General features: G+C 61.6%; 24 protein-coding genes, 1 pseudogene and 2 riboswitches. Of the genes and pseudogenes, 16 read left to right on the top strand and 9 right to left on the bottom strand.

The features are described from left to right. Window positions 1-55 precede the first annotated feature (55 nt). Window positions 56-179: riboswitch (TPP riboswitch) on the bottom strand. Between the two features lie 18 nt (window positions 180-197). Together tenA and IE093_RS09860 are read right to left on the bottom strand one after the other, a co-directional pair. Further along, window positions 198-866: a thiaminase II gene (gene tenA / locus IE093_RS09865; protein ID WP_189468649.1), complete on the bottom strand. Its 669-nt coding sequence runs from the start codon at window positions 864-866 to the stop codon at window positions 198-200. A gap of 60 nt (window positions 867-926) precedes the next feature. Beyond that, a riboswitch (TPP riboswitch) is annotated at window positions 927-1083 on the bottom strand. 49 nt (window positions 1084-1132) lie between these two features. Beyond that, window positions 1133-1759 (bottom strand): CDP-alcohol phosphatidyltransferase family protein, encoded by a 627-nt coding sequence (locus IE093_RS09860; protein ID WP_189468648.1) that lies wholly within the window; start codon window positions 1757-1759, stop codon window positions 1133-1135. A gap of 91 nt (window positions 1760-1850) precedes the next feature. Here IE093_RS09860 and IE093_RS09855 point away from each other — a divergent pair, with 91 nt between their 5' ends. Genes IE093_RS09855 through IE093_RS09840 form a run of 4 tightly spaced genes read left to right on the top strand, consistent with a single transcriptional unit; the run spans window position 1851 to window position 5230 of the window. After that, complete coding sequence (locus IE093_RS09855; RefSeq protein ID WP_189468647.1) at window positions 1851-2828, top strand: zinc-dependent alcohol dehydrogenase; 978 nt, start codon at window positions 1851-1853, stop codon at window positions 2826-2828. 46 nt (window positions 2829-2874) lie between these two features. After that, window positions 2875-3273 (top strand): 6-pyruvoyl trahydropterin synthase family protein, encoded by a 399-nt coding sequence (locus IE093_RS09850; protein WP_189468646.1) that lies wholly within the window; start codon window positions 2875-2877, stop codon window positions 3271-3273. Then, window positions 3270-4364 (top strand): glycosyltransferase family 4 protein, encoded by a 1095-nt coding sequence (locus IE093_RS09845; RefSeq protein WP_189468645.1) that lies wholly within the window; start codon window positions 3270-3272, stop codon window positions 4362-4364. Before IE093_RS09850 ends, IE093_RS09845 begins: the two co-directional genes overlap by 4 nt. Then, a complete protein-coding gene (locus tag IE093_RS09840) occupies window positions 4361-5230 on the top strand; it encodes a class I SAM-dependent methyltransferase (RefSeq protein ID WP_189468644.1) in 870 nt (289 codons plus the stop codon). The genes IE093_RS09845 and IE093_RS09840 overlap by 4 nt, the downstream gene beginning before the upstream one ends. Here the strand turns inward: IE093_RS09840 and IE093_RS09835 are convergent. The 4 genes from IE093_RS09835 to IE093_RS09820 all read right to left on the bottom strand — a co-directional run bounded on the left by IE093_RS09835 (window position 5217) and on the right by IE093_RS09820 (window position 10586). Continuing rightward, entirely contained in the window at window positions 5217-6086 is an 870-nt protein-coding gene (locus tag IE093_RS09835; protein ID WP_189468643.1) for a RibD family protein, read from the bottom strand. The two genes, IE093_RS09840 and IE093_RS09835, sit on opposite strands and share 14 nt — an antisense overlap. 121 nt (window positions 6087-6207) lie before the next feature. After that, entirely contained in the window at window positions 6208-7032 is an 825-nt protein-coding gene (locus IE093_RS09830) for a creatininase family protein (protein WP_189468642.1), read from the bottom strand. A 100-nt stretch (window positions 7033-7132) separates the two neighbouring features. Then, on the bottom strand, window positions 7133-9064 hold the full coding sequence (gene mdoH, locus IE093_RS09825; protein WP_189468640.1) for a glucans biosynthesis glucosyltransferase MdoH: 1932 nt from the start codon (window positions 9062-9064) through the stop codon (window positions 7133-7135). Beyond that, window positions 9036-10586: an OpgD/OpgG family glucan biosynthesis protein gene (locus tag IE093_RS09820; RefSeq protein ID WP_189468638.1), complete on the bottom strand. Its 1551-nt coding sequence runs from the start codon at window positions 10584-10586 to the stop codon at window positions 9036-9038. Before IE093_RS09820 ends, mdoH begins: the two co-directional genes overlap by 29 nt. A 125-nt stretch (window positions 10587-10711) precedes the next feature. Between IE093_RS09820 and IE093_RS09815 the strand changes: the two genes are divergently transcribed. Beyond that, window positions 10712-12304 carry an alkaline phosphatase family protein gene (locus IE093_RS09815; RefSeq protein WP_189468636.1) on the top strand — a complete coding sequence of 531 codons (1593 nt, stop codon included), beginning with the start codon at window positions 10712-10714 and terminating at the stop codon, window positions 12302-12304. 77 nt (window positions 12305-12381) lie between these two features. Then, complete coding sequence (locus IE093_RS09810; RefSeq protein WP_189468634.1) at window positions 12382-13788, top strand: mannose-1-phosphate guanylyltransferase/mannose-6-phosphate isomerase; 1407 nt, start codon at window positions 12382-12384, stop codon at window positions 13786-13788. 25 nt (window positions 13789-13813) lie between these two features. Here IE093_RS09810 and IE093_RS09805 read toward each other — a convergent pair whose 3' ends face one another. Then, entirely contained in the window at window positions 13814-14743 is a 930-nt protein-coding gene (locus tag IE093_RS09805; RefSeq protein WP_189468632.1) for a lysophospholipid acyltransferase family protein, read from the bottom strand. Window positions 14744-14807: 64 nt separating this feature from the next. Continuing rightward, a complete protein-coding gene (locus IE093_RS09800; protein ID WP_189468629.1) occupies window positions 14808-15188 on the bottom strand; it encodes a VOC family protein in 381 nt (126 codons plus the stop codon). An 81-nt stretch (window positions 15189-15269) separates the two neighbouring features. Between IE093_RS09800 and IE093_RS09795 the strand changes: the two genes are divergently transcribed. The 8 genes and pseudogenes from IE093_RS09795 to IE093_RS09765 all read left to right on the top strand — a co-directional run bounded on the left by IE093_RS09795 (window position 15270) and on the right by IE093_RS09765 (window position 21921). Continuing rightward, window positions 15270-15917, top strand: coding sequence for a class I SAM-dependent methyltransferase (locus tag IE093_RS09795; protein WP_189468627.1), 648 nt, complete (start codon window positions 15270-15272; stop codon window positions 15915-15917). Window positions 15918-16104: 187 nt separating this feature from the next. After that, a complete protein-coding gene (locus tag IE093_RS09790) occupies window positions 16105-17505 on the top strand; it encodes an MFS transporter (RefSeq protein ID WP_189468625.1) in 1401 nt (466 codons plus the stop codon). Window positions 17506-17595: 90 nt separating this feature from the next. Next, window positions 17596-18444, top strand: coding sequence for a 3-hydroxybutyryl-CoA dehydrogenase (locus IE093_RS09785; protein WP_189468623.1), 849 nt, complete (start codon window positions 17596-17598; stop codon window positions 18442-18444). 273 nt (window positions 18445-18717) lie between these two features. Further along, on the top strand, window positions 18718-19491 hold the full coding sequence (locus IE093_RS09780) for an enoyl-CoA hydratase-related protein (protein ID WP_189468621.1): 774 nt from the start codon (window positions 18718-18720) through the stop codon (window positions 19489-19491). 62 nt (window positions 19492-19553) lie between these two features. Further along, a pseudogene (locus tag IE093_RS22890) lies at window positions 19554-20156 on the top strand (hypothetical protein); the annotation flags it as partial. 58 nt (window positions 20157-20214) lie between these two features. Beyond that, entirely contained in the window at window positions 20215-20355 is a 141-nt protein-coding gene (locus IE093_RS22465; protein WP_229803445.1) for a hypothetical protein, read from the top strand. 177 nt (window positions 20356-20532) lie between these two features. After that, window positions 20533-21147, top strand: coding sequence for a cell wall hydrolase (locus IE093_RS09770; RefSeq protein WP_189468618.1), 615 nt, complete (start codon window positions 20533-20535; stop codon window positions 21145-21147). Window positions 21148-21486: 339 nt separating this feature from the next. Next, a complete protein-coding gene (locus tag IE093_RS09765; protein ID WP_229803443.1) occupies window positions 21487-21921 on the top strand; it encodes a CBS domain-containing protein in 435 nt (144 codons plus the stop codon). A gap of 35 nt (window positions 21922-21956) precedes the next feature. Here the strand turns inward: IE093_RS09765 and IE093_RS09760 are convergent, their stop codons facing one another. Continuing rightward, a complete protein-coding gene (locus IE093_RS09760; RefSeq protein ID WP_189468613.1) occupies window positions 21957-22181 on the bottom strand; it encodes an amphi-Trp domain-containing protein in 225 nt (74 codons plus the stop codon). A 212-nt stretch (window positions 22182-22393) separates the two neighbouring features. Between IE093_RS09760 and IE093_RS09755 the strand changes: the two genes are divergently transcribed. Both IE093_RS09755 and IE093_RS09750 read left to right on the top strand, forming a co-directional pair. Then, a complete protein-coding gene (locus tag IE093_RS09755; protein WP_189468745.1) occupies window positions 22394-23518 on the top strand; it encodes an ion channel in 1125 nt (374 codons plus the stop codon). Window positions 23519-24105: 587 nt separating this feature from the next. Then, complete coding sequence (locus IE093_RS09750; RefSeq protein WP_229803442.1) at window positions 24106-24627, top strand: hypothetical protein; 522 nt, start codon at window positions 24106-24108, stop codon at window positions 24625-24627. The last annotated feature ends 90 nt before the right edge of the window (window positions 24628-24717 follow it).

Genomic DNA, 24717 nt, shown 5'->3' with positions numbered 1-24717 from the left:
GTGTGGTCGTCTGGGAGGACCGGCGGGGAAGGGACAGGGGCAGGTTGGATCGGATGCCTGCTTGTCGCTTGATCCCTACGCTGGTCCTAGCCAGTTCAGGTTCAACGGGATCCATGCTCGGGCGCTGATATCGCGCCGCATGATCTCAGCCGCTCTCAACGGCACCCCGTCAAGCGAGTGGGTTCATCAAGTGATTATCAGAAGGCCCGGTCGAGGCCCATTTGCCAGAAATCGATCTCCAGTCGTGTGGCATCGCGAAAGAGGGTGGTCAATTCCTGGAAGCGGCTCGGCGATACATCGGCGAGTCGGGTATCCAGCCAGTCGATTTCGGCGCGCATCGCGGCCTGGAAGTCAGGGCTTGCATACATGGCGATCCACGCCTCGAAGGGGTTGGCCTCGCCGCGTAGCGTGAATTCCTGGGACTCCAGCCAGTTGGCGACCTCGCCATAGCCTACCAGGCACGGAGCCAGTGCCACGTGCAGGTCGAGCAGATCGCCGCGGCTGCCGGCGTCGAGCACGTAGCGGGTATAGGCCAGGGTAGCCCGGGCCTCGGGCAACGTGGCCAGGTCGTCTTCATCGATGCCCCAAGTGCGACAGTAGTCGATATGCAGGCCAAGCTCGACATCGAGAATAGCCTTGAGGCCTTCATGAGCCTGGCGCAATTCGTCGAGCGTTCGGCTCTTGTAGGCGGCCAGGGCATAGGCACGCGCGAAATGCAGCAGGAACAGATAATCCTGTTGCAGATAGTGACGAAAGGCGTCCTCCGCGAGAGTGCCAGCACCCACCCGACGCACGAAATCGTGCTCGATGTAGGCGCGCCAGTCAGCCTGGCAGGCGGCTTTCAGATCATCGAAGCGGTAACCCATGACATCTCCGGTCGATGGCAACTGATCCGGAGGTCGGGCAGGGGGGAGGTGGAGTGGGACAAAACGCCACCGCCTGATTCCCTACGCCGGTACACGCCTGCCAAGGCACCATGCCCCGGCACGCTCACCCGGATCAGGTTCCACGGGATCGGCGCTGCTGTTCGCCTTGCAAACTGCGCCATCTCAGCCGGATTCACCGGCACCCCGTCAAGCGAGTGTGGTCAGTCTAGGTGATGGCGATTATTGCCGCAATGCCTCGACATCGATCATCGAATCTTCGCCGATGCACTCGGCGCTTCCTCGGGGGAGGCATGAGTGGCCAACCAGCGCACATCGACGGAGAAGGAAACCAACAGCAGCAGTAGCGCCGTGCCACTCAGCAGCGCTGCCTGGTCATGGCCGACGACCGGTAACAGGCACACCAGTAAGGTGGCGACCTGCCACACGCAGACGACCTTGCGCCGGCGGCTGTCGGGCAATTCGGCGCGCAGCCAGGTCCAATACCAGCTGGCAGCGACGAACGCATAGCGCATGGCGCCGATCGCCAGCACCCAGGCACCCACCTTGTCGAGCACCATGAGAGCGGCGCACAGTACCAGGATGAAGAAGGCATCGACTTCCATGTCGAAACGGGCGCCGAAGGTACTGACCGTACGGGTTCGCCGTGCTACCCAGCCATCGAGCCCGTCGAGCAGCAAGGCGATGAAAGCCAGGCAGGCCAGGGCAACGGCCTGGCGCGCCATGAACTCGGGAAACGGCAAGGTTCCGGCCATCATCGTCACCAACACGGCGCGCAGCAGAGTGATGCGATTGGCCCAGCCCCGCCACAGACGCGTATCGGAAAACGCGCGGAGCAAGCCGGCCGGGCGAGTAGGCGATGGCGGCTCATCCATCGGCGGTTTTCCCCTAGCCTTCTATGCTGAGTGGAAGAGTGTGATTGGTTGAGCGTAGATCTGGTTGCCCAACAACCACAAGTACAGTGTCATGTCACCAATTTCCGCCAAGGCATTCTGGCTCCTGGCCCCCGGCCATGGGGCATTGCGTGACGAGTCGTTGCCACCACTGGGGCGTGACGAGGTCCGGGTTAGGACACGCTATAGTGCCGTCAGTCGCGGGACCGAGGCGCTGGTGTTCAACGGTCAGGTACCGACCAGCGAATATCAGCGCATGCGTGCTCCGTTCCAGAGTGGCGACTTCCCCGCCCCGCTCAAGTACGGCTATGCCAGTGTCGGCATCGTCGAAGCGGGTCCTGAGACGCTGCGCAATCGGCATGTGTTCTGTCTCTATCCGCATCAGGATCGCTATGTGGTGCCAGCCGGTGCCGTGCAGCCTCTGCCCGATGGCCTTCCCCCGGAGCGAGCGGTGCTGGCAGCCAATATGGAAACCGCTCTCAATGGCGTATGGGATGCAGCACCGAGTCTCGGCGATCGAGTTCTGGTGATCGGTGCCGGCGTCGTCGGGGCGCTGGTTGCCTATCTGTGTGCCCGCATTCCCGGCACTCGGGTGCGGTTAGTGGATATCGAGCCGCGGCGCGCCGAACTGGCCGAGGCGCTGGGTGTCGGCTTTTGCTCCCCCCCGCAGGCGCCGTGCGACAACGACTTGGTGGTGCACGCCAGCGGCAACCCCGGCGGGCTGCGCCGCGCCCTCCGGCTTGCCGGGCCGGAAGCCACCGTGCTGGAAATGAGCTGGTATGGTGAGCAAGAGGTCGGTTTACCGTTGGGCGAGGCCTTCCATGCCCGGCGGTTGACCCTGCGCTCGAGCCAAGTCGGTGGTATCGCTACGGCGCGGCGCCCGCGGTGGGATCATCACCGGCGCCTGGCGTTGGCTCTCGAACTGCTGGCGGACGAGTGTCTCGATGCCCTGATCAGCGGCGAGAGCGATTTTCTCGACCTTCCCGAGACCATGCCGGACCTCGTCTCCGGCAGTGGCGAGGTGCTGTGTCATAGGCTGCGCTACCCCTGACCGGCCATCGCCCTTTTTGGACAACGCCTGAGAAATGGAGAAGCGCATGTTCAGCTTGACCGTTCGAGATCACTTCATGATTGCTCACAGCTTCGGTAGCGAAGCCTTCGGCCCGGCCCAACGCTGCCATGGTGCCACCTATGTCGTCGACGTGACCTTCAAGCGACCGGATCTCGATCGCGACGACCTGGTCGTGGATATCTGCCGGGCCAGCGAAGCGCTGCATGAAGTGCTGGTCGAGTTCCATCTGCAAAACCTCGATGAGTTCGAGGAGTTCAAGGGGCATAACACCACCACCGAGTTTATGGCGCGGGTGGTTTTCGAACGTTTGGCCAAGGTCGTGCACAAGGGGCGACTGGGAGAAAACGCCAAGGGGCTTACCGCCATGTGCGTGACACTGCACGAATCGCATGTCGCCTGGGCCAGCTACGAGGGGGCGCTGTGACGACATCCGTGACTCTGATCGTTGCCGGCGACCCGGCTCAGCTCACTGGCGGCTATGTCTACGACGCGCGTATTGCGGAGGTGCTGCGGGCACGGGGCTGGCGGGTCGAGGTGACCGGTCTTGAGGGAACATTCCCTGAACCGAATGCCGTGGCAGCTCAAGCCCTGGAAACAGCATTGGTCCGTCAGGCGGATGGCGCGCGGGTGGTTATCGATGGCCTGGCCATGGGCGCTCTGCCCGAAGTGGTGGCGGCGCATGGGCGACGGCTCGACATCACCGCGCTGGTGCATCATCCGCTGGCCGATGAAACCGGCCTTGATGATGCCGAACGTACACGCTTTACGATCAGCGAAACCCGCGCTCTGTCGGCGGTCGGGCGAGTCATCGCCACCAGTGCATTCACGGCGCGACGGCTGGCGGATTTCGGCGTGCCCGCCACCAAGGTGGCGGTGGTCGAACCTGGCGTCGAATCCGCGCCCTTGGCGGCCAGCGTGGTGAATGAAGATGACGAGCGTTGCCAGCGCCTGTTGTGCGTGGCCACTGTGACGCCTCGCAAGGGGCATGAGGTACTGGTCGAGGCCTTGGCGTCGTTAACCGATTGCGTCTGGTGGTGCGATTGCATCGGCGGGCTCGACCGCGACCCGGCACATGCAGAACGAGTTGCAGCGTCGATCGCCGCGCATGGGCTGGATCAGCGCCTGCGGCTGCTCGGCGAGCGCGCCCGCGAGGCGTTGGGGGAGGCTTATCATCAGGCGGATTTGTTCGTGCTGCCCTCGTATTACGAAGGTTACGGCATGGTGGTTACCGAGGCCTTGGCGCATGGTTTGCCGGTGATCACCACCACCGGTGGCGCGCTGGCGCATACCTTGCCGGCCGGGGCGGGACTGGCGGTGCCACCTGGCGATGCCATGGCGCTGAGCGATGCCTTGCGGCAATGGTTCGACGAACCCGACCTGCGGGCACGGTTGCGTCTCGGCGCTCGCGAGGCTCGCGGCCGTCAGCATGATTGGCAGGACGCTGGCGATGCTTTCGCTGCCGCCCTGGAACGGCCTCCTCTGGCATCACCCGATAGGGAGGGAGGGCCACCATGAACGTTTCCGCGCTGGGCAGCCGTTTCGACTTTGATTGGCTGGCGCTGCGTGAGCGCGCCGATGACCGGGCCCGCAGTCGGCGTTTGACGCGGCTGGCCGCCGACTGGTTGTCGCGGAGTGAAGCTCCCCTGGTGCTGGTCGATCTTGGCAGTGGTGCCGGCAACAACCCGCGTTTTCTGGCACCACGTTTACCTGGCCCCCAGCACTGGCGCCTGGTCGATCATGATCATGACCTGCTTGTCCAGGCCGCTCATCGCTGTCGAACGCTATGCGATAGAGAGGGGAGAGCAATAAGCGTAGAGACACAGGCGTATGACTTGGCGGATCTCGACGCTTCCTGGTGGGAGGGGGCTTACCTGGTCTGTGCCTCGGCCTTGTTCGATCTGGTGTCCCGCGACTGGACAGCGCGTTTCGCTGCCGCTTGTGTGCGACGAAGCATCGCTGTGCTGTTGACCCTGAGTGTCGATGGTCGCTGGGCTTTCGTCGATGAGCAGGGTTCGTTTTTCGATGACGAGGAGGATGCCTGGGTCAATGCCCTGTTCAATTCCCATCAGCGTCGCGACAAAGGCTTGGGAGCTGCGCTGGGTGGCACGGCCCCGACGGTGTTATGCGATGTCTTCGTCGAGCATGGCTATGCCGTAGAGACGGCATCCAGCCCCTGGCAACTGCCCGCTGGGGAGCCCGACACCTTGGCTCTTGCCGGCGCCCTGGTGGATGGCTGGTTTGATGCCGCCAGCGAACAGGCGCCTGCAGCGCACGCTCGCCTGGCCTCTTGGCACGCTCGGCGTCGCACTGCCTTGGCTCGTGGGGAGCTTGGTGTGTGGGTTGGGCATGGAGATGTCTTCGCGAGCCCTAGTAACCACTGAAGGAAGTGGTCAAGTCTAGGTCGACGAGTAGGTCGTCGCCGCACTCGAAGCGTCGCCACGTGGGGCGCAGTGCCTGGTCGAGCGTCGCAATTGGAGCCAGCTCCAGTCCCGCGCGGCCTGAACCGATCAGAAGTGGCGCCACTAGCAGATGAAGACGCTGCAGTGCCCGAGCTTCAAGGAAGCGTGACACCGTCTTTCCTCCACCTTCGATCAATACACGCTGCAGGCCCAAGCTTGCCAGTCGTTCGAGAATCGCCCCCGGCTCGACACCGTTGACCGTTTGCGGCATCGCGATCCGCACGACATGCTCACCCACTGACCCGGAGGGAGTCACGCCTTCACCGACCAGGTGCAGGGTCGGCGCCTCGGCGACCTGGAAGACATGGCTGCTGGCCGGCACGCGACCACGAGGGTCGAGCACTACCCGATACGGCTGGCGACCGTTGACATGGCGCACGCTGAGTCGCGGATCGTCGGCGACGACGGTGCCAGCCCCCACCAGAACGGCGTCGACCAGGGCGCGCAAGCGGTGCAGGTGTACGCGACCGGCAAGTCCATTCACATAATGCGAGTGACCGGAAACGGTGGCGATGCGACCGTCGAGGCTCTGCCCAAGTTGCGCGATTGCCAGGGGAGCGTCTTCGGAGACTAACGGCAGCAGGCAGTCGAGCAGGTCACGGGCCTCGTCGGGCAGGGGCGTCGTTGCATGCCAGGTGCCGCCTCGTTCGACGCAGAAGTGGATATCTTGGATGGTGAGACGCAGCAAGGGCGACGTTGACCAGTCGTGTTCGCGGGCCCGGCGTATGCAATCCCAGGCCGCCTCGAGCAGCGAGGCATGGTGGGGAGTGTGGGACATGCGGCCTCCGGTCCAGAACGGGATTCACTTCATGTGTAGTCCATTATCGGCGTACGACCGTTCCCCCAGTCAGGGGATGGCCCATGCAGCGGGTCGAACGTGACGGGCATTCGCTTGGCGGTCACTCCGCCTTGGGTCGAGATTGAAAGTTCTCGACGCTCATGGTGTGGGTTTCGCGCAGGATGCGTGCCAGGCGTTTTGCATAGTGAGCGACCAGTCGCTCGCCCAGTTCGGGCGTGCCCAGCCGAGCGTTTCCTACCGCTCCGCCGGGATGCAGATCCTCTGCCAGCCAGGCGAAGGCAGCCTCGCCTTCGGGGCCCAGTAGCAAACCCGCATCGGCCATGGTCTTGCCCCATGAAACGGGATGATCAAGGTGCTCGAGACGCACCTTGTGGGGCGCGATATGGCGCATCATGGCGGTTTCCACCGCGCCGCCGTGCAACCCGTGGCGGAGTTCCTCGGCAGGCAGTCCCCCGCTGGGCAGCATGCCCGGCGGTGGCATGCGCATGTAATGGGACTTGACCACCAGCAGGCCATGGCGTCGTCGTAGGGTCAATGCGGCGAGATCCATCACCGCCGGGTTGCCGCCGTGAGCGTTGAACAGCACCAGGCGCTTGAGCCCGGCACGTGCCACGGCTTCGCCGTACGTCTCCAACGTAGCGATGGCGATCGCTGGCGGCAGGCTCAGGGTGCCCGGAAAACTCAAGTGCTCATCGCTGGCGCCCACCATCATGCTCGGCAGCTTGACCAGCGGGAAGTCGTCAGGTAGATGCTCCAGGGCCGCTTCGAGCAATCCCTCCCCGATATCGAGGTCGGTGGACAATGGCAGATGGTCACCGTGTTGTTCGATGGCGCCAAGCACCATCACGGCTATGCCGTCGTCGGGGAGCGCAGCGATGTCCTGACTGGTCAGGTCCTGCCAACGGGGAAAGGACGAAGCGCTCATGAAATGCCCTCCTGCGATGGCCTTGAATTCATGATCGTTCACGACCGGACTTCGGTCCATGAAGACAGTCAAGGGGCACGCCGACGGCAACGGTCATGGCTCACTTCCTCACGGATGCATCCCTGTAGGGCAGGGTCGAGGGGCGGATGAAAGTCGTGAACGACTGAATCGGCATCTCGCCAGGCATCTCGGGAGGTGGTGGCACGGGGCATACGGTTCCATCCTCGGGCAGGGGCTGCGACAGGTTTCGCAGGACCTCCGGTGGCGAGACCTCGGTAGGCACCAGCAGTAAGCCGGCTCGCCGCAGCCGATCCCCCAGACGCAAGCTGCTGGTCAGCCGCACCAGTGGCGCCGCCAGTAGCAGGCCGGCCCATACGGGAGCCAGCCACCAGAAGAACATCGGTGCCAGCTGATAGGTAGCAAGTGCCCAGATGCCTCCAAGCAGGGTGGCGGCCCAAGTATGGCGGATGGCATCCGTCCACGGCACGGCTCGTCCCTCGCGTACCTGGGGCGCCCAAGTGACGTTATGGCCGCTCAGCACGCCCACCACGAACAGGCTATGGAAGGCCATCATGATCGGTGCGATCAATACCGCGCAGACGATTTCCAGCAAGGCACTTGCCAGCAGGCGAGTGCGTCCACCGAAAGCCTGGGGACGTTGCCATAGCGCCAGCAGTATGCCCATCACCTTGGGGAGCAGCAGCAGTACGGCGGTGCTGGCCAACAACGGCATGATCAGGCCGGGAGGATCGATCGGCCAATCGGGGAACAACTGGTAACTGTCGCTGAAGAAACGATGGCGGTTCAAGGCTCGACCAATGGCGTCCAGTGTACTGACCGCGAGCATCAGGCCCCATAGCAGCGACGACATGTAGGCCAGGGCGCCAAACAGGAAGTGCAAGCGATTCATGGTATGTAAGCCCCGTCCGCCGAGCAGGCGCAGGTGTTGCATGTTGCCCTGGGTCCAGCGTCGGTCGCGCTTGGCGAAATCCAGCAGGTTGCTGGGCATTTCCTCGAAGCTGTCGACGAGGTCGGTGTCCAGTTGGACCTCCCATCCGGCACGGCGCATCAATGCCGCCTCGACGAAGTCGTGACTCAAGATTTCGCCTCCCAAAGGTGGTCGGCCGGGAAGTTCCGGCAGCCCACAGCACGCCATGAAGGCTCGGGTACGCAGGATCGCGTTGTGGCCCCAGAAGTTGGCGGCATCGACCTGCCAGAAGCTTTGACCAGCCGCCAGCATGGGGCTGTATAGTGCCGCGGCGAACTGTTGGAAACGTCCGAATACGCTGTCCTGGCGCACCGGGATCGGAACTGTCTGGATCAAGCCCACGCGAGGATTGGCCTGCATGGCGCCCACCAGAGCCAGCAGGGTCTTGCCGCTCATTAGACTATCGGCATCCAGTACCACCAGGAAGTCGTATCGCTGCCCCCAGCGACGGCAGAATTCCGCCAGATTGCCGGCCTTGCGTCCTTTGTTATTCGTACGCCGCCGATAGTGGATGGCGAGGCGATCCTTGAAGCGCTGCTGTAGGGCCGCCACAGCACTCTCTTCACGACGGGCGATCTCGGCATTCGTGGTGTCGCTGAGTACGAAGACTTCGAAACCGTTGGCCTCACGGGTGCCGAGCAGCGAGCGGCAGGTGCTTCCCAGGCCGGCCACCACGCGCTGCGGGTCTTCGTTGAAGATGGGCATAACCAGTGCAGTGCGGTGCTCGGCGATCGGTGTCGCCGGCCTTTGTGCCGGCACTTGCCTGGCCAGGGTCAGCGGGTCGCGTCTGGTGAGCCGGATGAGAAAGCCGATCACCGCGGTCCAGAAGGCGATGACGATCCATGCGAAAGTGATCACGAACAGCACCAGAATGACGCCTTGCAGTGGCGTGATGCCATTCACATGCAGGATACGGAACATCGCCCAGGCGCCGAGGGCCGTGCTGGTCAGGACCAGCACGGTGAAGAGCAGCCGCCGGCTGTGATGCCAGGGAATATTCGTGGAGTGCAGCTGACTAGCGGAGTTCGTCCGGATTCCAAACATAGTTCCAGGTTTCCGTCATTGGCTGACCGCGCAAGGTCAAGAGCAGTCGAAGGTCCATGGGAGTTTTGCCGTCGGGCAGCAGGCGGAAGGAGGCCCGCCAGGTTTTGCCGTCGGGCAGGCGCTCGACCCGCAGTTGCTCGACCTTGCCCGTCGATGCGCTCAGTTGTGCCTCGACGGGATGGCTGTCATCCAGGGTGGAGAGTTCGCCACCCCGGAAGTCGACCACGAACTGACGATGGCCACGTGGGGGTGGTTCGTTCTGATCGGGGGCCGTAGCCCTTCCCTGGCGAGCACGCACGACACTGGCCAGGGACTGTTGAGGAAGACTCGCGTCAAACGTGGAGGTCCGGTAGCGATAGGTGCGTTCCTCACCCGCAGTCATGGGCTGCTCCGGGACCCAATAGGCCACGATATTGTCGTTGGTTTCGGAATCGGTGGGGATTTCCACCAACTCCACACTACCGGGCCCCCATTCGCTCAGTGGTTCCACCCACTGACTGGGGCGACGTTCGTAATGGAGTGCCGTGTCCAGATAGCTGTCGAAGTCGCGCTTGCGCTGGGTGAGTCCAAAGCCTGCGGGGCTTTCATCCCGCAGTCGGGTAATGCGCAGCTCGCGCGGGTTGGTCAGGGGCCGCCAGATCCATTCACCGGCACTGGTATGCATCAGCAGGCCGTCGGAGTCGTGCGCGCGCGGCCGGAAGTCGTCAGCGGGTCGAGGGCTGGGGCTACCATGGAAGAACATGCTGGTAAGTGGCGCGATGCCTAGTTTGTTGACATCCTCACGGGCGAACAGGCGCGCCTCGACCTCCATGCTCACGCGTTCGCCAGGCGTCACCGTGAAATGATAGGCGCCGCTGAGCGAAGGGCTATCCAGGAGCGCCACCACATGCATGGTGGTAGCATCGGGTTCGGGCTGGAACAGCCAGAATTCGCGAAAGGCAGGAAACTCCTCACCTCTGGGTGATGCGGTATCGATGGCCAGGCCACGCGCCGAGAGCCCATAACGCTGACCCCGGCCCACGATGCGGAAATAGGTAGCACCCAGGAAGACCAGGAATTCGTCGTGATGATCCGTGCGATTGAGTGGATAGTGCACGCGGAAACCGGCGAAGCCGGCACCGCTCAGGTCATGCTCGGCGAGTGAGGCAGCGTCACCATCGTAACTGAAGAAGCGTTTTTGAAAGGGCAGGTGACGGATTTCGCCATCCTCGACAAGATTGATCGTCACCGGTCGATCGTAAAGGAAGCCGGGGTGGAAGAGCTGGACCGAAAACAGGCTTTCGTCACGCCATAAAGCATTTTCCCCGCGAAATCGAATCGTGCGATAGACGTCGTAGTCGATCTCGCGTAAGGCTTCGGGAAGTGTGGGTGGGTTGTCCGCATAGTCCTTGGTGGCCAGGTCACGCGCCCGTTCAGTGACTTCCTCGAACACCGCCGGTATCGTCACGTCGGACTGTGCCCAGAGACTCGGCGCCAGTAATGCCAATGACAGGGCGATGGCCAGTTGCCGCGCCTGACCCATACGCTAGTCCTCCCTGATTTCCTTTCCCTGTCTTGCTGACAATGGAGGCCTGTTAGAAGTTGCAGGAAATATCGCGACAAGAGGTATACGTTTGTCACGTGATGTTCATGCTGGGACCTGTATCCATGTCGTTCCCTGCGCTTGTGCGATGGCCGCTAATCGGCGCGGTACTCAATGGCGTGCTGTTGATACCAGTATGGTTGCGTTTCGGTGAACTGGCACCGCGGTGGATCGCTCTCGAGGCCTGGTTGGCGGTGGCCGGCCTGGCGTTGCTGCCTGCTTCGTGGTGGAGCGTGGTACTGCGCTGGAGTCTGGTCATGATGGCCTTGGTGGCGTTGTTGGCCGGATTGGCCGATGCCGCCACGCATCATGTGCTGGGCCGTTCGCTGAACCTCTACCTCGACGTACCCCTGCTGGGTTCGCTCTATCAACTGCTGGAAAGGAATCTGGGCAGGTGGTTGGCGGCAGGCGTCTGCGTACTGGCATCGGCATTACTGGTGGGACTTGCAGTCTGGTTGGCAAGCCTGCTGCGGCATCTGCCGAGGGTGGAACTTGCCACGCCGGACGGCGCAATCATTGGGCTCGTGTTACTGGCGAGTACGGTGCTCACGGTCGGGGAAGCAACCGATCGGCGCTGGCTCACCATCGCCCGCGCGCCAGTGCTGGACACCCTGACGTTCCAGGCCCGTGTGATCCTCGACACCCACCACGCGCGTCGAGAGTTCTTCGCTAGCTTGCGGCAGTCACCCGGCCCGGTGAGGGCCTTGCCTGCCTTGAATGACACAGATGTGATCCTGGTTTTCATAGAGTCGTATGGGATCTCAGCCGTCGAGGATCCACGCTATGCCAGAATCCTGGTGCCGCGTTTGCTGGAACTGGAGGGTCGTCTGGAGAATGCTGGGCTGGCAATGGTTACCGGCACCCTGGCGTCGCCGATTCGCGGCGGCCAATCGTGGTTGGCCCATGCCACTGTCTTGAGTGGACGCTGGATCGATAATTCGCTCTGGTACCGGCTGATGCTCGACAGCGACCAACCAACCCTGATCGACGACTTTCGTGCTACTGGCCATGCCACGCTGGCGGTGATGCCGGCGATTACCATGGTGTGGCCGGAAGGGCGCGCCTACGGCTTCGACCGTATCCATGCCGCCGCCGATATCGATTATGCCGGACCGGCATTGAACTGGGTGACCATGCCCGACCAGTTCACTTTGCACCACTTCCAGCAGCGCATACGTCCGCAGCTTCCCGAACCGGTCTTCGCCCAGCTCGTCCTGATCAGCAGCCATGCACCCTGGACGCCGATTCTTCCCGTGTTGGAGCATTGGGAGGAGGTGGGTGATGGCAGTGTCTTCAACCGCTGGGAAGGCGCCGGCGAAGCACCGGAAGTCCTCTGGCAGGATCTGGAGCGCGTACGCGAGCACTTCGCGTTGTCGTTGGACTACGCTGTGAATGCGACGCTGAGCTGGGCCGTGGACTTCGTCGACGAGCGGACCCTGCTGATCGTGCTGGGCGACCATCAACCGGCGCCTCTGATTACCGGCGACGATGCCGGTGCCGGCGTGCCGGTGCACGTGATCAGCGGTGATGCTGCCTTGCTCGAACCGTTTCAGGCACGTGGCTTCGTGCAAGGGGCCGCCCCACCGCCGACGCTCGAACCGGCCGGCATGGATCGCTTGCGATACTGGCTGCACGAAGACTTCGGGGATGCTCCCTGAACGTGGAATCAGCTGGCTTTCATCGACCGCGATGCTACCTTGCGTCGCATGATTCTTGGCTGCGAGTAAGGAGGCCCATGCTCACCCCCGTCATCCTGGCTGGCGGCAACGGGACGCGGTTGTGGCCGTTGTCGCGTCAGCAACGTCCCAAGCAGTTCCTGGCTCTGGCCGGCGAGACCAGTCTATTTCAGCAGACCCTGGCCCGTCTGGAGGAGTTGGACACGGCTTCGCCGATCGTCGTCGGTCATCATGACCACCGCTTCCTGATCGCCGAGCAACTGCGCGAACAGGGTATCGAAGGTGCCACCCTGCTGCTCGAACCCGAAGGCCGCAATACCGCCCCGGCCATCGCCGTGGCGGCATTGGTCGCTTGTGCCAATGGCGATGACCCGTTGCTGCTGGTGTTGCCCGCCGATCATCTGATTCGTGATGGTGAGGCCTTGTGTGCCAGTATCGTCCGCGGCGAGGCGCTCGCCGAGCAGGGGCGGCTGGTGACTTTCGGGGTGGTGCCGACACATGCCGAAACCGGCTACGGCTATCTGCAGCGTGGCGAGCCATTGGGCAAGGATGGCTATCGTGTGCGCCGCTTCGTCGAGAAGCCCGATGCCGACATGGCCCGCACCTACTGCGACAGCGGCGAGTTCCTATGGAACAGCGGTATGTTCATGTTTCATGCCTCGCGCTACCTGGAGGAATTGGAGCGCCTTCAGCCCACCATGCTGTCCGCGTGTCGCGCGGCCGTCGCCGGTGTCCGGGCCGATCTCGACTTCCTGCGCCTTGACGCCGAGGCGCTTCTCGCCTGCCCGGCGAACTCCATCGACTACGCGGTGATGGAAGCGACCGACGATGCCGCCATGGTCACGCTCGAGGCAGGCTGGAGTGATGTCGGCTCGTGGTCGACGTTATGGGAGCACCAGACACGCGACGCCCAAGGCAATGCCTGCCATGGCGACGTGCTCGTCGAGGATACTCGCGATAGCCTGATCCACGCCGACTCACGGCTGGTGGCGGCGCTGGGGGTCGAGGAACTGATCATCGTCGAGACTCGGGATGCGCTGCTGGTGGCTGGACGCGAGCGGGTTCAGGAACTCAAGCGCGTGGTCGAACGCTTGCAGACGGCCGGACGGCGCGAGCACGTCGAGCACCCGTGTGTCTACCGCCCCTGGGGGTACTACCAGATCATCGCCTGTGGGCCGCGCTATCAGGTCAAGCGAATACACGTGTCTCCCGGCGCCCGGTTGTCGCGACAGCTTCATCATCATCGCGCCGAACACTGGGTGGTGGTCAGTGGTGCCGCCCGGGTCAGCATCAGTGACGATACCTTCCTGCTCGGCGAGAACCAGTCCACCTATATTCCCGTGGGGCAGGTACACGTGCTGGAGAATCCCGGTCGGATCGCCCTGGAACTAATCGAAGTGCAGTCCGGCACCTACCTGGGCGAAGACGATATCGTGCGGCTCGACGACCAATACGGCCGGGTGTGACTCGTCCAGCCAGGAGGCTGGACGTTCAATACAGCCGAAAGCGCTTGTGGTCGGGGTGTCCGGCGAGTGCCTCGGGGACCTTGCGGTAGCGCTTGTATTCCCATTGATACTGTGTCGGGTCCAGGGCGATGGCTGCCTCTACGCAGGCGTTGACGCCAGTGGCGGATTGGGTCTCATCGCTGTCGTAGACGCGCTCGTCGGCGGCCAGGAAGTGAATCGCGAAGCCACGGCCGCCTGCCAGCCGTCGGGCCACGCCGGTCACCACCCGTGCCTGGGTGCGTGCCACCAGCTTGGGCAACAAGGTGGCAGTGTAGGCGTCGCGGGAGTAGAAGGGTGCGAAAACGCCGCTGCCCCAGTCGGGTTCCTGATCGGGCAGGATACCCACCGCTTCGCTGCGCTTGAGCGCCTTGAGCAGTGCCGCCACGCCACGTGGATTGGTGGGCACCAAGCTGGCTCCCATGCGCTCGCGACCCTGACGAATCACCGGATCCAGGGCGGTGATCTTGGGGGGCTCGTACATGGCGGTGAAAGGAAAGTGGCTGGAGAGCCAGAAGTTCAATACTTCCCAGTTGCCGAAGTGTGGTGCCAATACGATGACACCGCGTCCCTCGGCGCGCGCCTCGTCCAGCAGTTCACGGCCGTGGACCTCCTCGATGGCTCCCTCCACCCGTGCGGGATCGGCCATCCAGGCGAAGCCCAGTTCGAGCATGGTGGCAGTGGAGTGAACCAGGCTTTCACGTGCAAGTCGACGCCGTTCGGTCGCCGAGCGTTCGGGATAGACTTCGGTCAGATTGATCTCGGTGACCTCGCGCTCGCGACGGCTGAAACTGTACACCAGCGGGCCACCCAAGCGGGCTAGCCGCCATAGGGTCGACAGGCGTTGGCCGGACAGCGCACGCCATAGCCTGGCGATGGCGCTGGCTTGCCACGAGGCGGGGGTGACGTTGTCGCTCATGAGCGGGTCTTCCTTGAGGAATACGGTTCGGGCCACATGATACCCACCTGGCCTGCCGATGCCATCAACGGGCCGGGCGACAGATCTCCAGCAGGTTGCCATCCGGGTCGCGCAGATACAGCGACTCGATCGGCCCCAAGGCGCCTTCGCGGGCAACCGGGCCGAGTTCCACGGGTACGGCCAGTGCCTCCAGGTGGCGCTGGATCTCCTCCAGGGGCAACACGCTGCGGAAACAGAGGTCGAGGCTTCCGGGCGTGGGAGTGGCCGCCTTGGGGCTGACGGGGGTATTGATCTGGTGCAAGCGCAACGCCAGGTCGCCGAGCATCAGGTCAACGCGTTCGGCATCGCGGTAGCGGGCTTCCAGGCCCAGCACCCGGGTATAGAAATCCACGGTACGGGGAATATCGGTAACGGTAACGACCAGATGGTCTAGGCCTGACAGCATGGCGTTCTCCCTTGCTGATGCGGTTTCCGCCCGTAATCGGTAGGCTTGGCGGATTATCGTTTTCTCCGAGAGCATACGCTGATGAGCCAGTCGCTGTCCTGCCCGCTGTGCGGTGCCCGCGAACCTGAGCATTATCACCGCGACACGCGTCGCGATTACTGGCAGTGCCGCACTTGCGCACTGGTGTTCGTGCCCCCGGACCAGCGCCTGAGCGCCGAGGATGAACGAGCGGTTTACGACCTGCACGAGAATTCTCCCGACGATTTCGGCTATCGGCGCTTCCTGGAACGGCTGTTCGCGCCTCTGAGCGAACGGCTCGCCCCGGGCGCGCATGGCCTGGATTTCGGCGCCGGGCCAGGGCCGACCCTGTCGCTGATGTTCGAGGAAGCGGGCTACCCCATGGCCATCTATGACCCCTTCTATGCGCCGGATACCGCGATGCTTGAGCGGGATTACGACTTCATCACCGCCACCGAAGTGGTCGAACACCTGTTCGACCCTGGGCACGAACTCGAGCGGTTGATCAGTCTGTTACGACCCGGCGGCTGGCTGGGGCTGATGACCCAGCGCGTGATCTCGCAACAGGCCTTCGTACGCTGGCGCTACACCCATGATCCTACCCATGTGTGCTTCTTCAGCGAGGCGACTTTCCACTGGTTGGGCGATCGTCTGAACATGCATGTCGAGTTCCCTGCACGTGACGTAGTGCTGTTGCAGAAACAATTTTGAACACTGTTCGATAACACCGGTTTATGCCGCAAAAAAATGTACGACAGACGCCGGAAACCCCTTGGCGAATAGCCCAATCAACCTTATATTCGCTGAGCGATTTTCTGGCCATCCGCTATCGGATGGTGTCGCTTCCTGGCGTTTCGCCACCCCCTTACCCACCTTCTCGTACAAGGCATTCGCGTATATGTCACGGCAGTTGCTGGCCATGGCGCTGGCGCCCTTGCTGGGGTTGTTCATCCTCGGCATCGGCAATGGCTTCCTGGCGACCCTGATCACCCTGCGTCTCGACGCGGCGGGCGAATCCGCCGTGGTCATCGGCTGGGTGTCGTCGGCCTATTTCATTGGCCTGGCGCTGGGTGCGATGCTCAACGACCGGATGCTACTGCGCATCGGCCATATCCGCGCCTACGGCTGCTTCGCCTCGCTGGTGGCGGTCACCGTATTGCTCCAGGGGCTATGGCTGAACCCCTGGTCGTGGTTCGTGCTGCGCCTGATCGGTGGTTGGGCCACGGTGGGTGTGTATCTGGTCATCGAGAGTTGGCTGCTGACCTCGTCGGATACCAAGGTGCGCGGGCGGCTGCTGGCGCTGTACATGATCGCGTTGTATGCCGCGGGGGTGATCGGTCAGTTGCTGCTGGGAGTGACCGATGCTGCCGGTGAGACGGCGCCGTTCATGGTGGCGGGCCTGCTGGCCTCGCTGTCGGTGTTGCCGATGGCAATGATTCCGCGGGTCTCGCCACTGATCGAGCATGCCGAGCCCTTGTCGCCGCTGCGCCTGATCACGATCACCCCGACCGGGGTGATGGGCTGTTTCGGTTCGGGGCTGGCGGTGGCCGCGGTGTACAGCCTGTTGCCGCTGTACCTGCAGCGCACCGGCCTGTCGGTCGCCGATGTCGGCCAGATGATGGCGGTGGTGGTGCTGGGCGGCATGCTGCTGCAGTACCCGATAGGGCGCTGGTCGGACAAGCACGACCGCCAGATGGTGCTGATCCTGATCGGCGCCTTCACTACCGCGATCTCCGTGGCCATGCTGTTTCTGCCCACCCAGGCGTGGATGTTGGCCACGGTGTTGTTCTTCCTCGGTGGTGGCGTGTTCGCCCTCTACCCCGTGGCGGTCAGTCATGCTGCCGACCGTGCTCCGGCCGGGGCACTGGTGCGCATGAGTCAGGGCCTGTTGTTGATCAATGCCATTGGCTCGACGGTCAGCCCGCCGCTGATCACCCCGGTGATGACTGCCGTGGGCGATGCCGGTCTGTTCTGGTCGATGGGCGCGCTGGGGCTGGTTCTGGTGGCGTTCTTCTTCTGGCGACGCAGTGTACGGCCGGCGCCGATTCCCGTGGCGCCCTTCGTGGCCAATCCGTCGCAGACCGTGGTGGGTGCCGAGTTGAACGTGACCGAAGAGCTGGTGCAGGGCGCTATCGAGCACGAGTATGTCGAGGACCTCTCCGACGTGGTGCCCGACGTGGAAGTGGCCGAGCCGGTGGTAGGTCCTCCGCGCGAGGACCAGGTGCATATCGACTACTACGACGGGAATGCCGAGGGCGAAGAGTCGCGTACCGAGGAGTGTCAAACGGATAGAAGCTGACCTCTCGGCCGCTGGTACTGGACGTCGACGCCCGGCAGGTGCACCTTATGTCCGACGCTTTTCGATACTCGCTGAAACGGGAGAGATGCGATGGACAAGAAGGCGATCGGCGTAGTGGGGGCCGGTACCATGGGACAGGGCATCGCCCAGGTGCTGGTTTCCAGTGGCCGTCAGGTCATGCTCTATGACGTTGCCGAGGCGCAACTCGAGCGCGCCGAAGACAAGATTGGCAAGGGGCTTGCGCGCCTGGTCGAGAAGGACAAACTCAGCGAGGACGAGTGTAGCGCGGCTCTGGCTCGGCTCGGCAAGACCACCTCGCTGGAGACATTGGGCGACTGCGAGGTGATCATCGAAGCGGTGCCCGAACAGCCGGAGCTCAAGGAGACGCTGTTCCGCGACCTTTCCGCACTGAACCAGGACACCATTCTGGCCTCGAACACCTCTTCGCTATCGTTGACTCGCCTGGCCGCGGTCAGCGAACGTCCAGAACGGGTGGTGGGCATGCACTTTTTCAACCCGGTGCCGATTCTCAAGTTGGTCGAAGTTATCCGCGCCGAGCAGACCTCGGATGCCACCGTGGCCAAGGTCGAAGCGCTGGCCGAGGAACTGGGCAAGACCGCCGTGGCCATCGCCGATTCTCCGGGCTTTGCCGTCAACCGCCTGTTGGTGCCGATGATCAATGAAGCGGCCTTCCTGCTCCAGGAAGGAGTCGCCAGTGCCGAGGATATCGATCAGGCGATGAAGCTCGGCGCCGCTCACCCCTTGGGCCCGCTGGCGCTGGCCGACCTGATTGGCCTGGACGTTTGCCTGTCGATCATGGAAGTACTGCAGGACGGCTTCGGCGATCCCAAGTATCGCCCCTGTCCTTTGCTCAAGCGCATGGTGGATGCCGGCTATCTGGGGAGGAAGAGTGGGCGCGGCTTCCATATTTACGAATAGGTTGCCGCGGCCTGGGAAATCTCTGGTGGGAACTCAGCTTCGCTGCGCGCTGGAGCCGGCGCCGCCTGGGGATACCGGCCTGACGGCCGGATCGCGCAGGAAACCTGCGCTCCCACGAGGTGTCATGGGCCCTGCAGGGGGTGGTGGGAGCGCAGCTTCGCTGCGCGATGAGGCTGGGCAACCAGCCAACATGACCAAAGAGAGGATTGCCGCCCAACCAAGCGATCGATAGGTTGTGTCAGGACTGTCCATTCCATCTCAGGAGGAGCCACCATGAGCGACAAACTGATCGAAACCCGGGGTAGCGCCGGTGTCATGCGCTTGACCCTGAATCGCCCCAAGGCACTCAATGCGTTGAATACCGGCCTGCTGGTCGAACTGGATGCGGTGTTGGCCGAACTGGAAGGGCGTAGCGACTTACGCGCGGTATTGATCACCGGTGCCGGCGAGAAGTCCTTCGTCGCCGGTGCTGACATCGCCGAGATGCGCGACAAGACGCCGGAACAGGCCCGTCAGTTCGCCAGCCAGGCCTTGGCCACCTTCAAGCGTCTGGAACGTTTACCGGTGCCGGTGGTGGCACTGGTCAATGGCTTCTGTCTGGGTGGTGGCTGTGAACTGGCCCTGGCCTGTGACTGGGCGGTTGCTAGTGACAATGCCGTCTTCGGTCAGCCTGAGGTCGGGCTCGGCGTGATCCCCGGCTTCGGTGGCACACAGCGTCTGCCGCGCCGTGTTGGACCCGCCATGGCACTCGACCTGATCACCACTGGCCGCAAGATCGACGCCAACGAGGCCCTGCGTATTGGCCTGGTCAACCGTGTGGTACCTCAAAACGAGCTCGAATCGGTGGCCGAAGAACTGACCCAGCAGCTCGCCGGCAATGGTCCCAACGCCGTGCGCGCTGCCAAGCAAGCCATCCACTACGGCCAGAATCAAGACCTCGACAGTGCCCTGGCGCTGGAAACCAGCTTGTTTGCGCTGGGCTTCGCTGGCGACGAGCAGTGCGAGGGAATGAGCGCTTTCCTCGAAAAGCGCAAGGCGAACTTCTAAGCCGCTGGCAAGGAGGCACCGGCAGTGATGGTAGCGTCACTGCCGGTGTCGCTTGCGGCAAGATGGCCGACGACCACCATTACGATCGCTATTGGCAAGCTGACCGAACAGGGACTGGTGGCGTTCAACCACCGTATTGTCGCGATAGGGCTGGGACCTTGTTCAGGCAGCGTCAGATGGCGCGCTTAGATTCCCGGGAGGGTTTTTGGAATTCCGGGCGCGATGAGCATCCCAATCTGGGTTACAAGCCACGCTACAAGGAGGGCTATTTCCCGGCTCCGCCCATGGACAGCCTCCAGAATCTGCGCACGAAGATGATGCGCGTGATGCGTGAAATCGGGGTTCCGGCCGAAGTACACCATCATGAAGTCGGTACTGGTGGCCAGGGTGAGATCGATATCCGCTACGACACACTTGTGCGGACGGCCGACAACATCATGAAATACAAATATGTTGTCAAGAACGTCGCACGCCAATACGACAAGGCTGCGACGTTCATGCCCAAGCCTATCTATATGGATAACGGATCGGGGATGCATGTCCACCAGAGCCTATGGAAGGGAGGAATGAATCTCTTCTATTCACGCGGCGAATACGCCGACCTCAGCGAGTTGGGTCGATACTATATCGGCGGATTGCTCGAGCATGCCGCCAGTCTCATGGCGCTATGCGCGCCGAGCTCGAACTCTTATCGGCGGCTGGTGCCCGGCTGCGCGGCGCCTGATGCAAGTCATCGCCTCCGGTCGTGTCGACCTCGGCCCGATGGTCACTCACCGTTACCACTTGGAAGACATCGGCAGCGCCTACGACCTGTTCTCGCACCAGCGCGACGGTGTGCTCAAGGTCGCCATCCAGGCAGGTTGATGGCTTGGGCCCTTGTGCCAACCAGTGTGGACGAAGGCAACTCCGTCCATACTGATCAAGCATGTTGATGGCTGTCGCCCAAGCAGGTGCTCAGACCGCTTTCTCGTATATGACGGGAAGGATTCGTCGAACGTATCACACTGGCGCGGGCAGGTTTGTTCATCCAGAGGCTTGACCATGCGCCAGTTTTGGATAGCGTTCTGCCTCGCGACAATCCTTGTCCTAAACCAGACGGTGGCGGCTGAGCAGGAGCAGCAGGCGGAAGCCGCGGAGAGCAAGGCGGAGGAGTTGGAGCAGAACGTCGTGGACGATGCGGCACCGACTCCCGCCGAGATCATCACAGGGCCTGAAGCGCAGGCGGTCGATCCGCAGGGTGAAGCGCCATTGGACAATGCGATCACCTGTTTGGCACGCACCATCTATTGGGAAGCCAGGGGGGAGGAGGTTGCCGATATGGAAGCCGTTGCCAATGTCGTCATGAACCGACTAGGTAACGAGATATTTCCAGATACGGTTTGTGGCGTTGTCATGCAGGGCTCCGAGGAGGGGACGTGCCAGTTCTCGTGGTGGTGCGATGGCCGTCCGGATATCGCAGAGGAAGAGGAGTCCTACGTGATTGCCAAGGAGATTGCACGGAAAGCGCTCAACGGGCAACTGACGGACCGCACCGATGGCGCATTGTATTTCCATCATCGCGACGTCACCCCCGACTGGGCGGCGGAATACCTCAAGACAGCCGAGGCAGGCGAGTTCCTCTTCTATAAACCTGACGAGAGCGTGGAAGAGCGCTGACGCCGCTATCCCACTGGCTGCTCCCGCATATTGTCGGAAATATTCTATCGCTGCACCACAGCGGAAACGCTCCCTTAAGGCTCTCTTAAGGTAGGCATGGCACTCATGGGACTCATTCACAAGCCGGCGGAAATCCTTCGGCCGGACTCAGGATCAGTGAGGTATGCCATGCCGACTACGGTACACAGACCCCTGTCGCTTGAATCCCAGCAGCAGAGTCTCCCCATCAGTACTCCCTCTGGGATTCCTGCACTTGACATGGACAGCCCTGCTCGGGCCCTGTTGACCGATTTCACGGTGGTCCGCGCACAGACCGTAACGGAGGAAACACCTACCTCCGTGGCACGGGCAATCATGCAATGTAACGGCGTGAGGTTATTGCTGGTCGTGGATGCAGCAGGGCTTTGCAGCGGTATTATCAATGCCCGGGAGCTACTCGGCGGGCGTCGTATCACGCAGGCCATGCAGCGCTTCGACATTCCTCGCCAGGAGGTCACTGTTGGCATGGTGCTGACGCCATACCGAGACCTGCGCACGTTGTCGCTCTCGTACTTGGATGTTCTGACTGTCGGTGATTTGGTCGAAGCCCTCATGGCGTTTGGTGATCAGCACCTATTGATAACGGATCACGATCAACATCAACAGAAGCATATTCGAGGGGTAGTCTCGGCTTCCGACGTAGGCCGCGCCTTGTCGATGGACCTGAGACAGCAGCTTCCCGAGGCACGCAACTTCATCGATATTTGCCGTGTGATACTGGGGCGCGAACTATAACGATGTTCTCTCTTGGTAAGCGGTTCATTCGCCGCTTACTTTCTTCTCCACTTGATCTGAAACTCTATCTCCTCTTCATCGTCGGACCGTTCGTGTTCGACGGTGAATTCAGCACGGACAGGGATATAGATACGTTCACCGGCAATCTGTATCTCGAAGCGCTTCCCTTCCTCGATAGCGTCCGCCAGGCGTCTGAGCTTTGCCACGAAGTCAGCTTTCGGGTATCCCTTCTCGATGTCTCGCTCTTGCTTGGTTGCCATGATGTTCTCTCCTTGATTCCAGGTGTTGAGATGAAACGCAGCCCGCTATGGTGGTTTCCAGTGTAGCGGAAGCAAATCCTATGTGAGGCCGGCAGGTTGTGGCGCGCCATGACTGTCCCATATTGGCGTCCGACAACCAGGTGGAGTAGCATTCCTGCCCAATTGCCTGTTCATTCGATGGGAGTTTTAGCATCCTTCAGGGTGCGTTCGTGATGCTTCTACTTCGTGTACTGCGCCGCCGCCAATCCCGCAAACAGATCTCACAGCGGCTGGATATCAACATGCGTGCGCGTCTACGCCGCGCCTTTTATTGGCTGCTGGTGCTCATCGTCCTGCATACCCTCGCGATGGTGACCCTCGAAGCCATGGGCTGGGGGGACGCACTTTGGCTTACGCTAACCACCATGACCACGGTTGGCTACGGCGATCATTCGGCGGTCACGCCGCTTGGCCGTGCCGCTACGGTGGCGTTGCTCTACGTTGTCGGTATTACCCTGCTGGCCCAGTTGGCCAGCGACTACATCGACTACCGCCTCAAACGCAAAGAATCCATGATCAAGGGCCGCTGGAGGTGGCAGATGAAAGGTCATGTACTGATCGTCAACAGTCCCAACAACAACCCTGCTGTCTACTTCGAACGGCTGGTGACGCAACTGCGTGCCACCGAGCAGCTCGAAGACACGCCGGTGCAAATCCTGACCGATGCGTTTCCGGAGGGGCTACCCGAGAATCTACGCGAAATGGGCGTGGTCCATTACCATGGCGAACCCTCCGACCCGCAAGCGCTCAAGGCTGTCATGCCGGAGCATGCCAGGGCGATCATCGTTCTGGCTCGGGACGAGTATAGCCGGATATCCGATAGCATCACGCTGGATGTGCTGACGCAACTGCGAGACTTGTGCCATGGGGCCATGCCTTACACCGTCGCCGAGTGCGTCCATGAGGACAGTCGCAACCGGTTCGAGCAGGCCGGTGCCAGCACCAGCCTGCGTCCTATCCGTGCCTATCCGGAAATGCTGGTTCGCTCCTTGGTGGCGCCGGGAGCGGAAAAGATTCTGGAAAATCTGTTCACCCACTGCGACGACCATGCCATGCGCTATCCCGTGAAATTGGAGGGTGCCATATGGTCCGATGTGACCTGCAGGCTCATGGCGGCTGGCATGGGCACTCTCATGGCTTATGTGGCAGATGAAGACGGGCAGGTAATCTGTCACCCGGCCCATGACCATCGGTTCAACGCCAGCGCGCTGATCCTGATGGTACGGGAAGAGTATGTGCCTACCACCCAGGACATCGAGCGCTGTGTTCATCAGGCCAATGCAGCGACATCCGTGTAGCGGTCATCGCTGCCAATAGTATCGCGAGTGCTTTGTCATGACCGGCTTTTTTCACAGAGTGTTGAAAGAAATAAGCCTGGATCGTTTTCCGGTTTGAAAGGCGGGGGCTCTTTTTTCACGTTTGTAGCGGGAGTGCATCTTTATGGAAACGCTGATTTATGTCGCGAGCGATGAGAGGTTGGCTGCCGCCGGAGCGCAAGATCCGGAGTTTACGCGGTGTTAAATGAGGATTCTGAGCACCGCCGGCAGTCAAGATATCGAGCGCAGCAATAAATCAGTGTTTCCTTATGTCAATATGATGTGACTCGTATAGGAAAAAAGAGGGGACAAGGGGGCTTGTCGATCGAATGGTGAAGATTGATTTTCCTCAGGCTTTATTGGGCCGATATGTGGTAAAGAAGAATAAAGATTGCTTAAATAAGTCATTGATGTGGTGTGTGGTTTTTCGATAAATAATATGTAAATCAGTCTGTTGTGATTTTTTTGTTATTCTGTGAATATCTTATTTGGTTCTATGTTGTCAGAACCTGTCTAACATACTGTTAGGCGGTTTACGTCGGCGTGTCTTAAAAAAAGAGGGCAGAACCATGAAACGTTGTAGTTTGACACAGGGTTTGACGAAAACCATTGTTCTGGCGGCATGCTTTGGAGCAACTGTCTCCGCAGCGGTTGCCGAGCCGGTCAAGGTTGAAGCCGTGGTAATGCCAAAAGAAGAGATACGCCATGATTTTGGCGATGGCAGCGGTCGGTTTGTCCAGATGGTCATGCGTGAGGGCGAAGCGACGGGAAGTGGCCCGCTCGCGGAAACGACTGTCACGGAATACGGCATGCATGACGTCGTACCCGGCATGGACGGTGATGCGAGCGGTTATCTGGTGTTTACCGCCTCAGGCGATGATATCGCCTATGTGAAGTGGCTTTTGCGTGCCGTATTCGCCCCAGGCCCGGATGGCAACCCAATGTTGATCAACAATGGGTTGTGGGAAGTGATTGGCGGCACCGGAAAATTCGAGGGACTCGAGGGGGCTGGCAAGCTTCATCTCGAATTCCCATCAAAGACCGATCGCAACTTCGTCCTGGAAGGGGAAATGGTGTCGGCTGCGGAATAAGCCAAATAGCCAGTGCCACATCGTGGGCACCTCACCTCCTGATCAGTTCATGGAAAGGCAAGTGCTTGAATGATGACACGATGATCCAGC

The sequence above is a fragment of the Litchfieldella qijiaojingensis genome, assembly GCF_014651875.1.
Taxonomy (GTDB): Bacteria; Pseudomonadota; Gammaproteobacteria; order Pseudomonadales; family Halomonadaceae; genus Litchfieldella; species Litchfieldella qijiaojingensis.
Note: the sequence above shows the minus strand (reverse complement) of the source record. Positions and strands in the feature narration are given on the sequence as shown.

Coding starts and splice junctions, on each gene's coding strand:
- tenA (WP_189468649.1), bottom strand. CDS start 866: ATGGGTTACCGCTTCGATGATCTGAAAGCCGCCTGCCAGGCTGACTGG.
- IE093_RS09860 (WP_189468648.1), bottom strand. CDS start 1,759: ATGGATGAGCCGCCATCGCCTACTCGCCCGGCCGGCTTGCTCCGCGCG.
- IE093_RS09855 (WP_189468647.1), top strand. CDS start 1,851: ATGTCACCAATTTCCGCCAAGGCATTCTGGCTCCTGGCCCCCGGCCAT.
- IE093_RS09850 (WP_189468646.1), top strand. CDS start 2,875: ATGTTCAGCTTGACCGTTCGAGATCACTTCATGATTGCTCACAGCTTC.
- IE093_RS09840 (WP_189468644.1), top strand. CDS start 4,361: ATGAACGTTTCCGCGCTGGGCAGCCGTTTCGACTTTGATTGGCTGGCG.
- IE093_RS09835 (WP_189468643.1), bottom strand. CDS start 6,086: ATGTCCCACACTCCCCACCATGCCTCGCTGCTCGAGGCGGCCTGGGAT.
- IE093_RS09830 (WP_189468642.1), bottom strand. CDS start 7,032: ATGAGCGCTTCGTCCTTTCCCCGTTGGCAGGACCTGACCAGTCAGGAC.
- mdoH (WP_189468640.1), bottom strand. CDS start 9,064: ATGTTTGGAATCCGGACGAACTCCGCTAGTCAGCTGCACTCCACGAAT.
- IE093_RS09820 (WP_189468638.1), bottom strand. CDS start 10,586: ATGGGTCAGGCGCGGCAACTGGCCATCGCCCTGTCATTGGCATTACTG.
- IE093_RS09815 (WP_189468636.1), top strand. CDS start 10,712: ATGTCGTTCCCTGCGCTTGTGCGATGGCCGCTAATCGGCGCGGTACTC.
- IE093_RS09810 (WP_189468634.1), top strand. CDS start 12,382: ATGCTCACCCCCGTCATCCTGGCTGGCGGCAACGGGACGCGGTTGTGG.
- IE093_RS09805 (WP_189468632.1), bottom strand. CDS start 14,743: ATGAGCGACAACGTCACCCCCGCCTCGTGGCAAGCCAGCGCCATCGCC.
- IE093_RS09800 (WP_189468629.1), bottom strand. CDS start 15,188: ATGCTGTCAGGCCTAGACCATCTGGTCGTTACCGTTACCGATATTCCC.
- IE093_RS09795 (WP_189468627.1), top strand. CDS start 15,270: ATGAGCCAGTCGCTGTCCTGCCCGCTGTGCGGTGCCCGCGAACCTGAG.
- IE093_RS09790 (WP_189468625.1), top strand. CDS start 16,105: ATGTCACGGCAGTTGCTGGCCATGGCGCTGGCGCCCTTGCTGGGGTTG.
- IE093_RS09785 (WP_189468623.1), top strand. CDS start 17,596: ATGGACAAGAAGGCGATCGGCGTAGTGGGGGCCGGTACCATGGGACAG.
- IE093_RS09780 (WP_189468621.1), top strand. CDS start 18,718: ATGAGCGACAAACTGATCGAAACCCGGGGTAGCGCCGGTGTCATGCGC.
- IE093_RS22465 (WP_229803445.1), top strand. CDS start 20,215: ATGCAAGTCATCGCCTCCGGTCGTGTCGACCTCGGCCCGATGGTCACT.
- IE093_RS09770 (WP_189468618.1), top strand. CDS start 20,533: ATGCGCCAGTTTTGGATAGCGTTCTGCCTCGCGACAATCCTTGTCCTA.
- IE093_RS09760 (WP_189468613.1), bottom strand. CDS start 22,181: ATGGCAACCAAGCAAGAGCGAGACATCGAGAAGGGATACCCGAAAGCT.
- IE093_RS09755 (WP_189468745.1), top strand. CDS start 22,394: ATGCTTCTACTTCGTGTACTGCGCCGCCGCCAATCCCGCAAACAGATC.
- IE093_RS09750 (WP_229803442.1), top strand. CDS start 24,106: ATGAAACGTTGTAGTTTGACACAGGGTTTGACGAAAACCATTGTTCTG.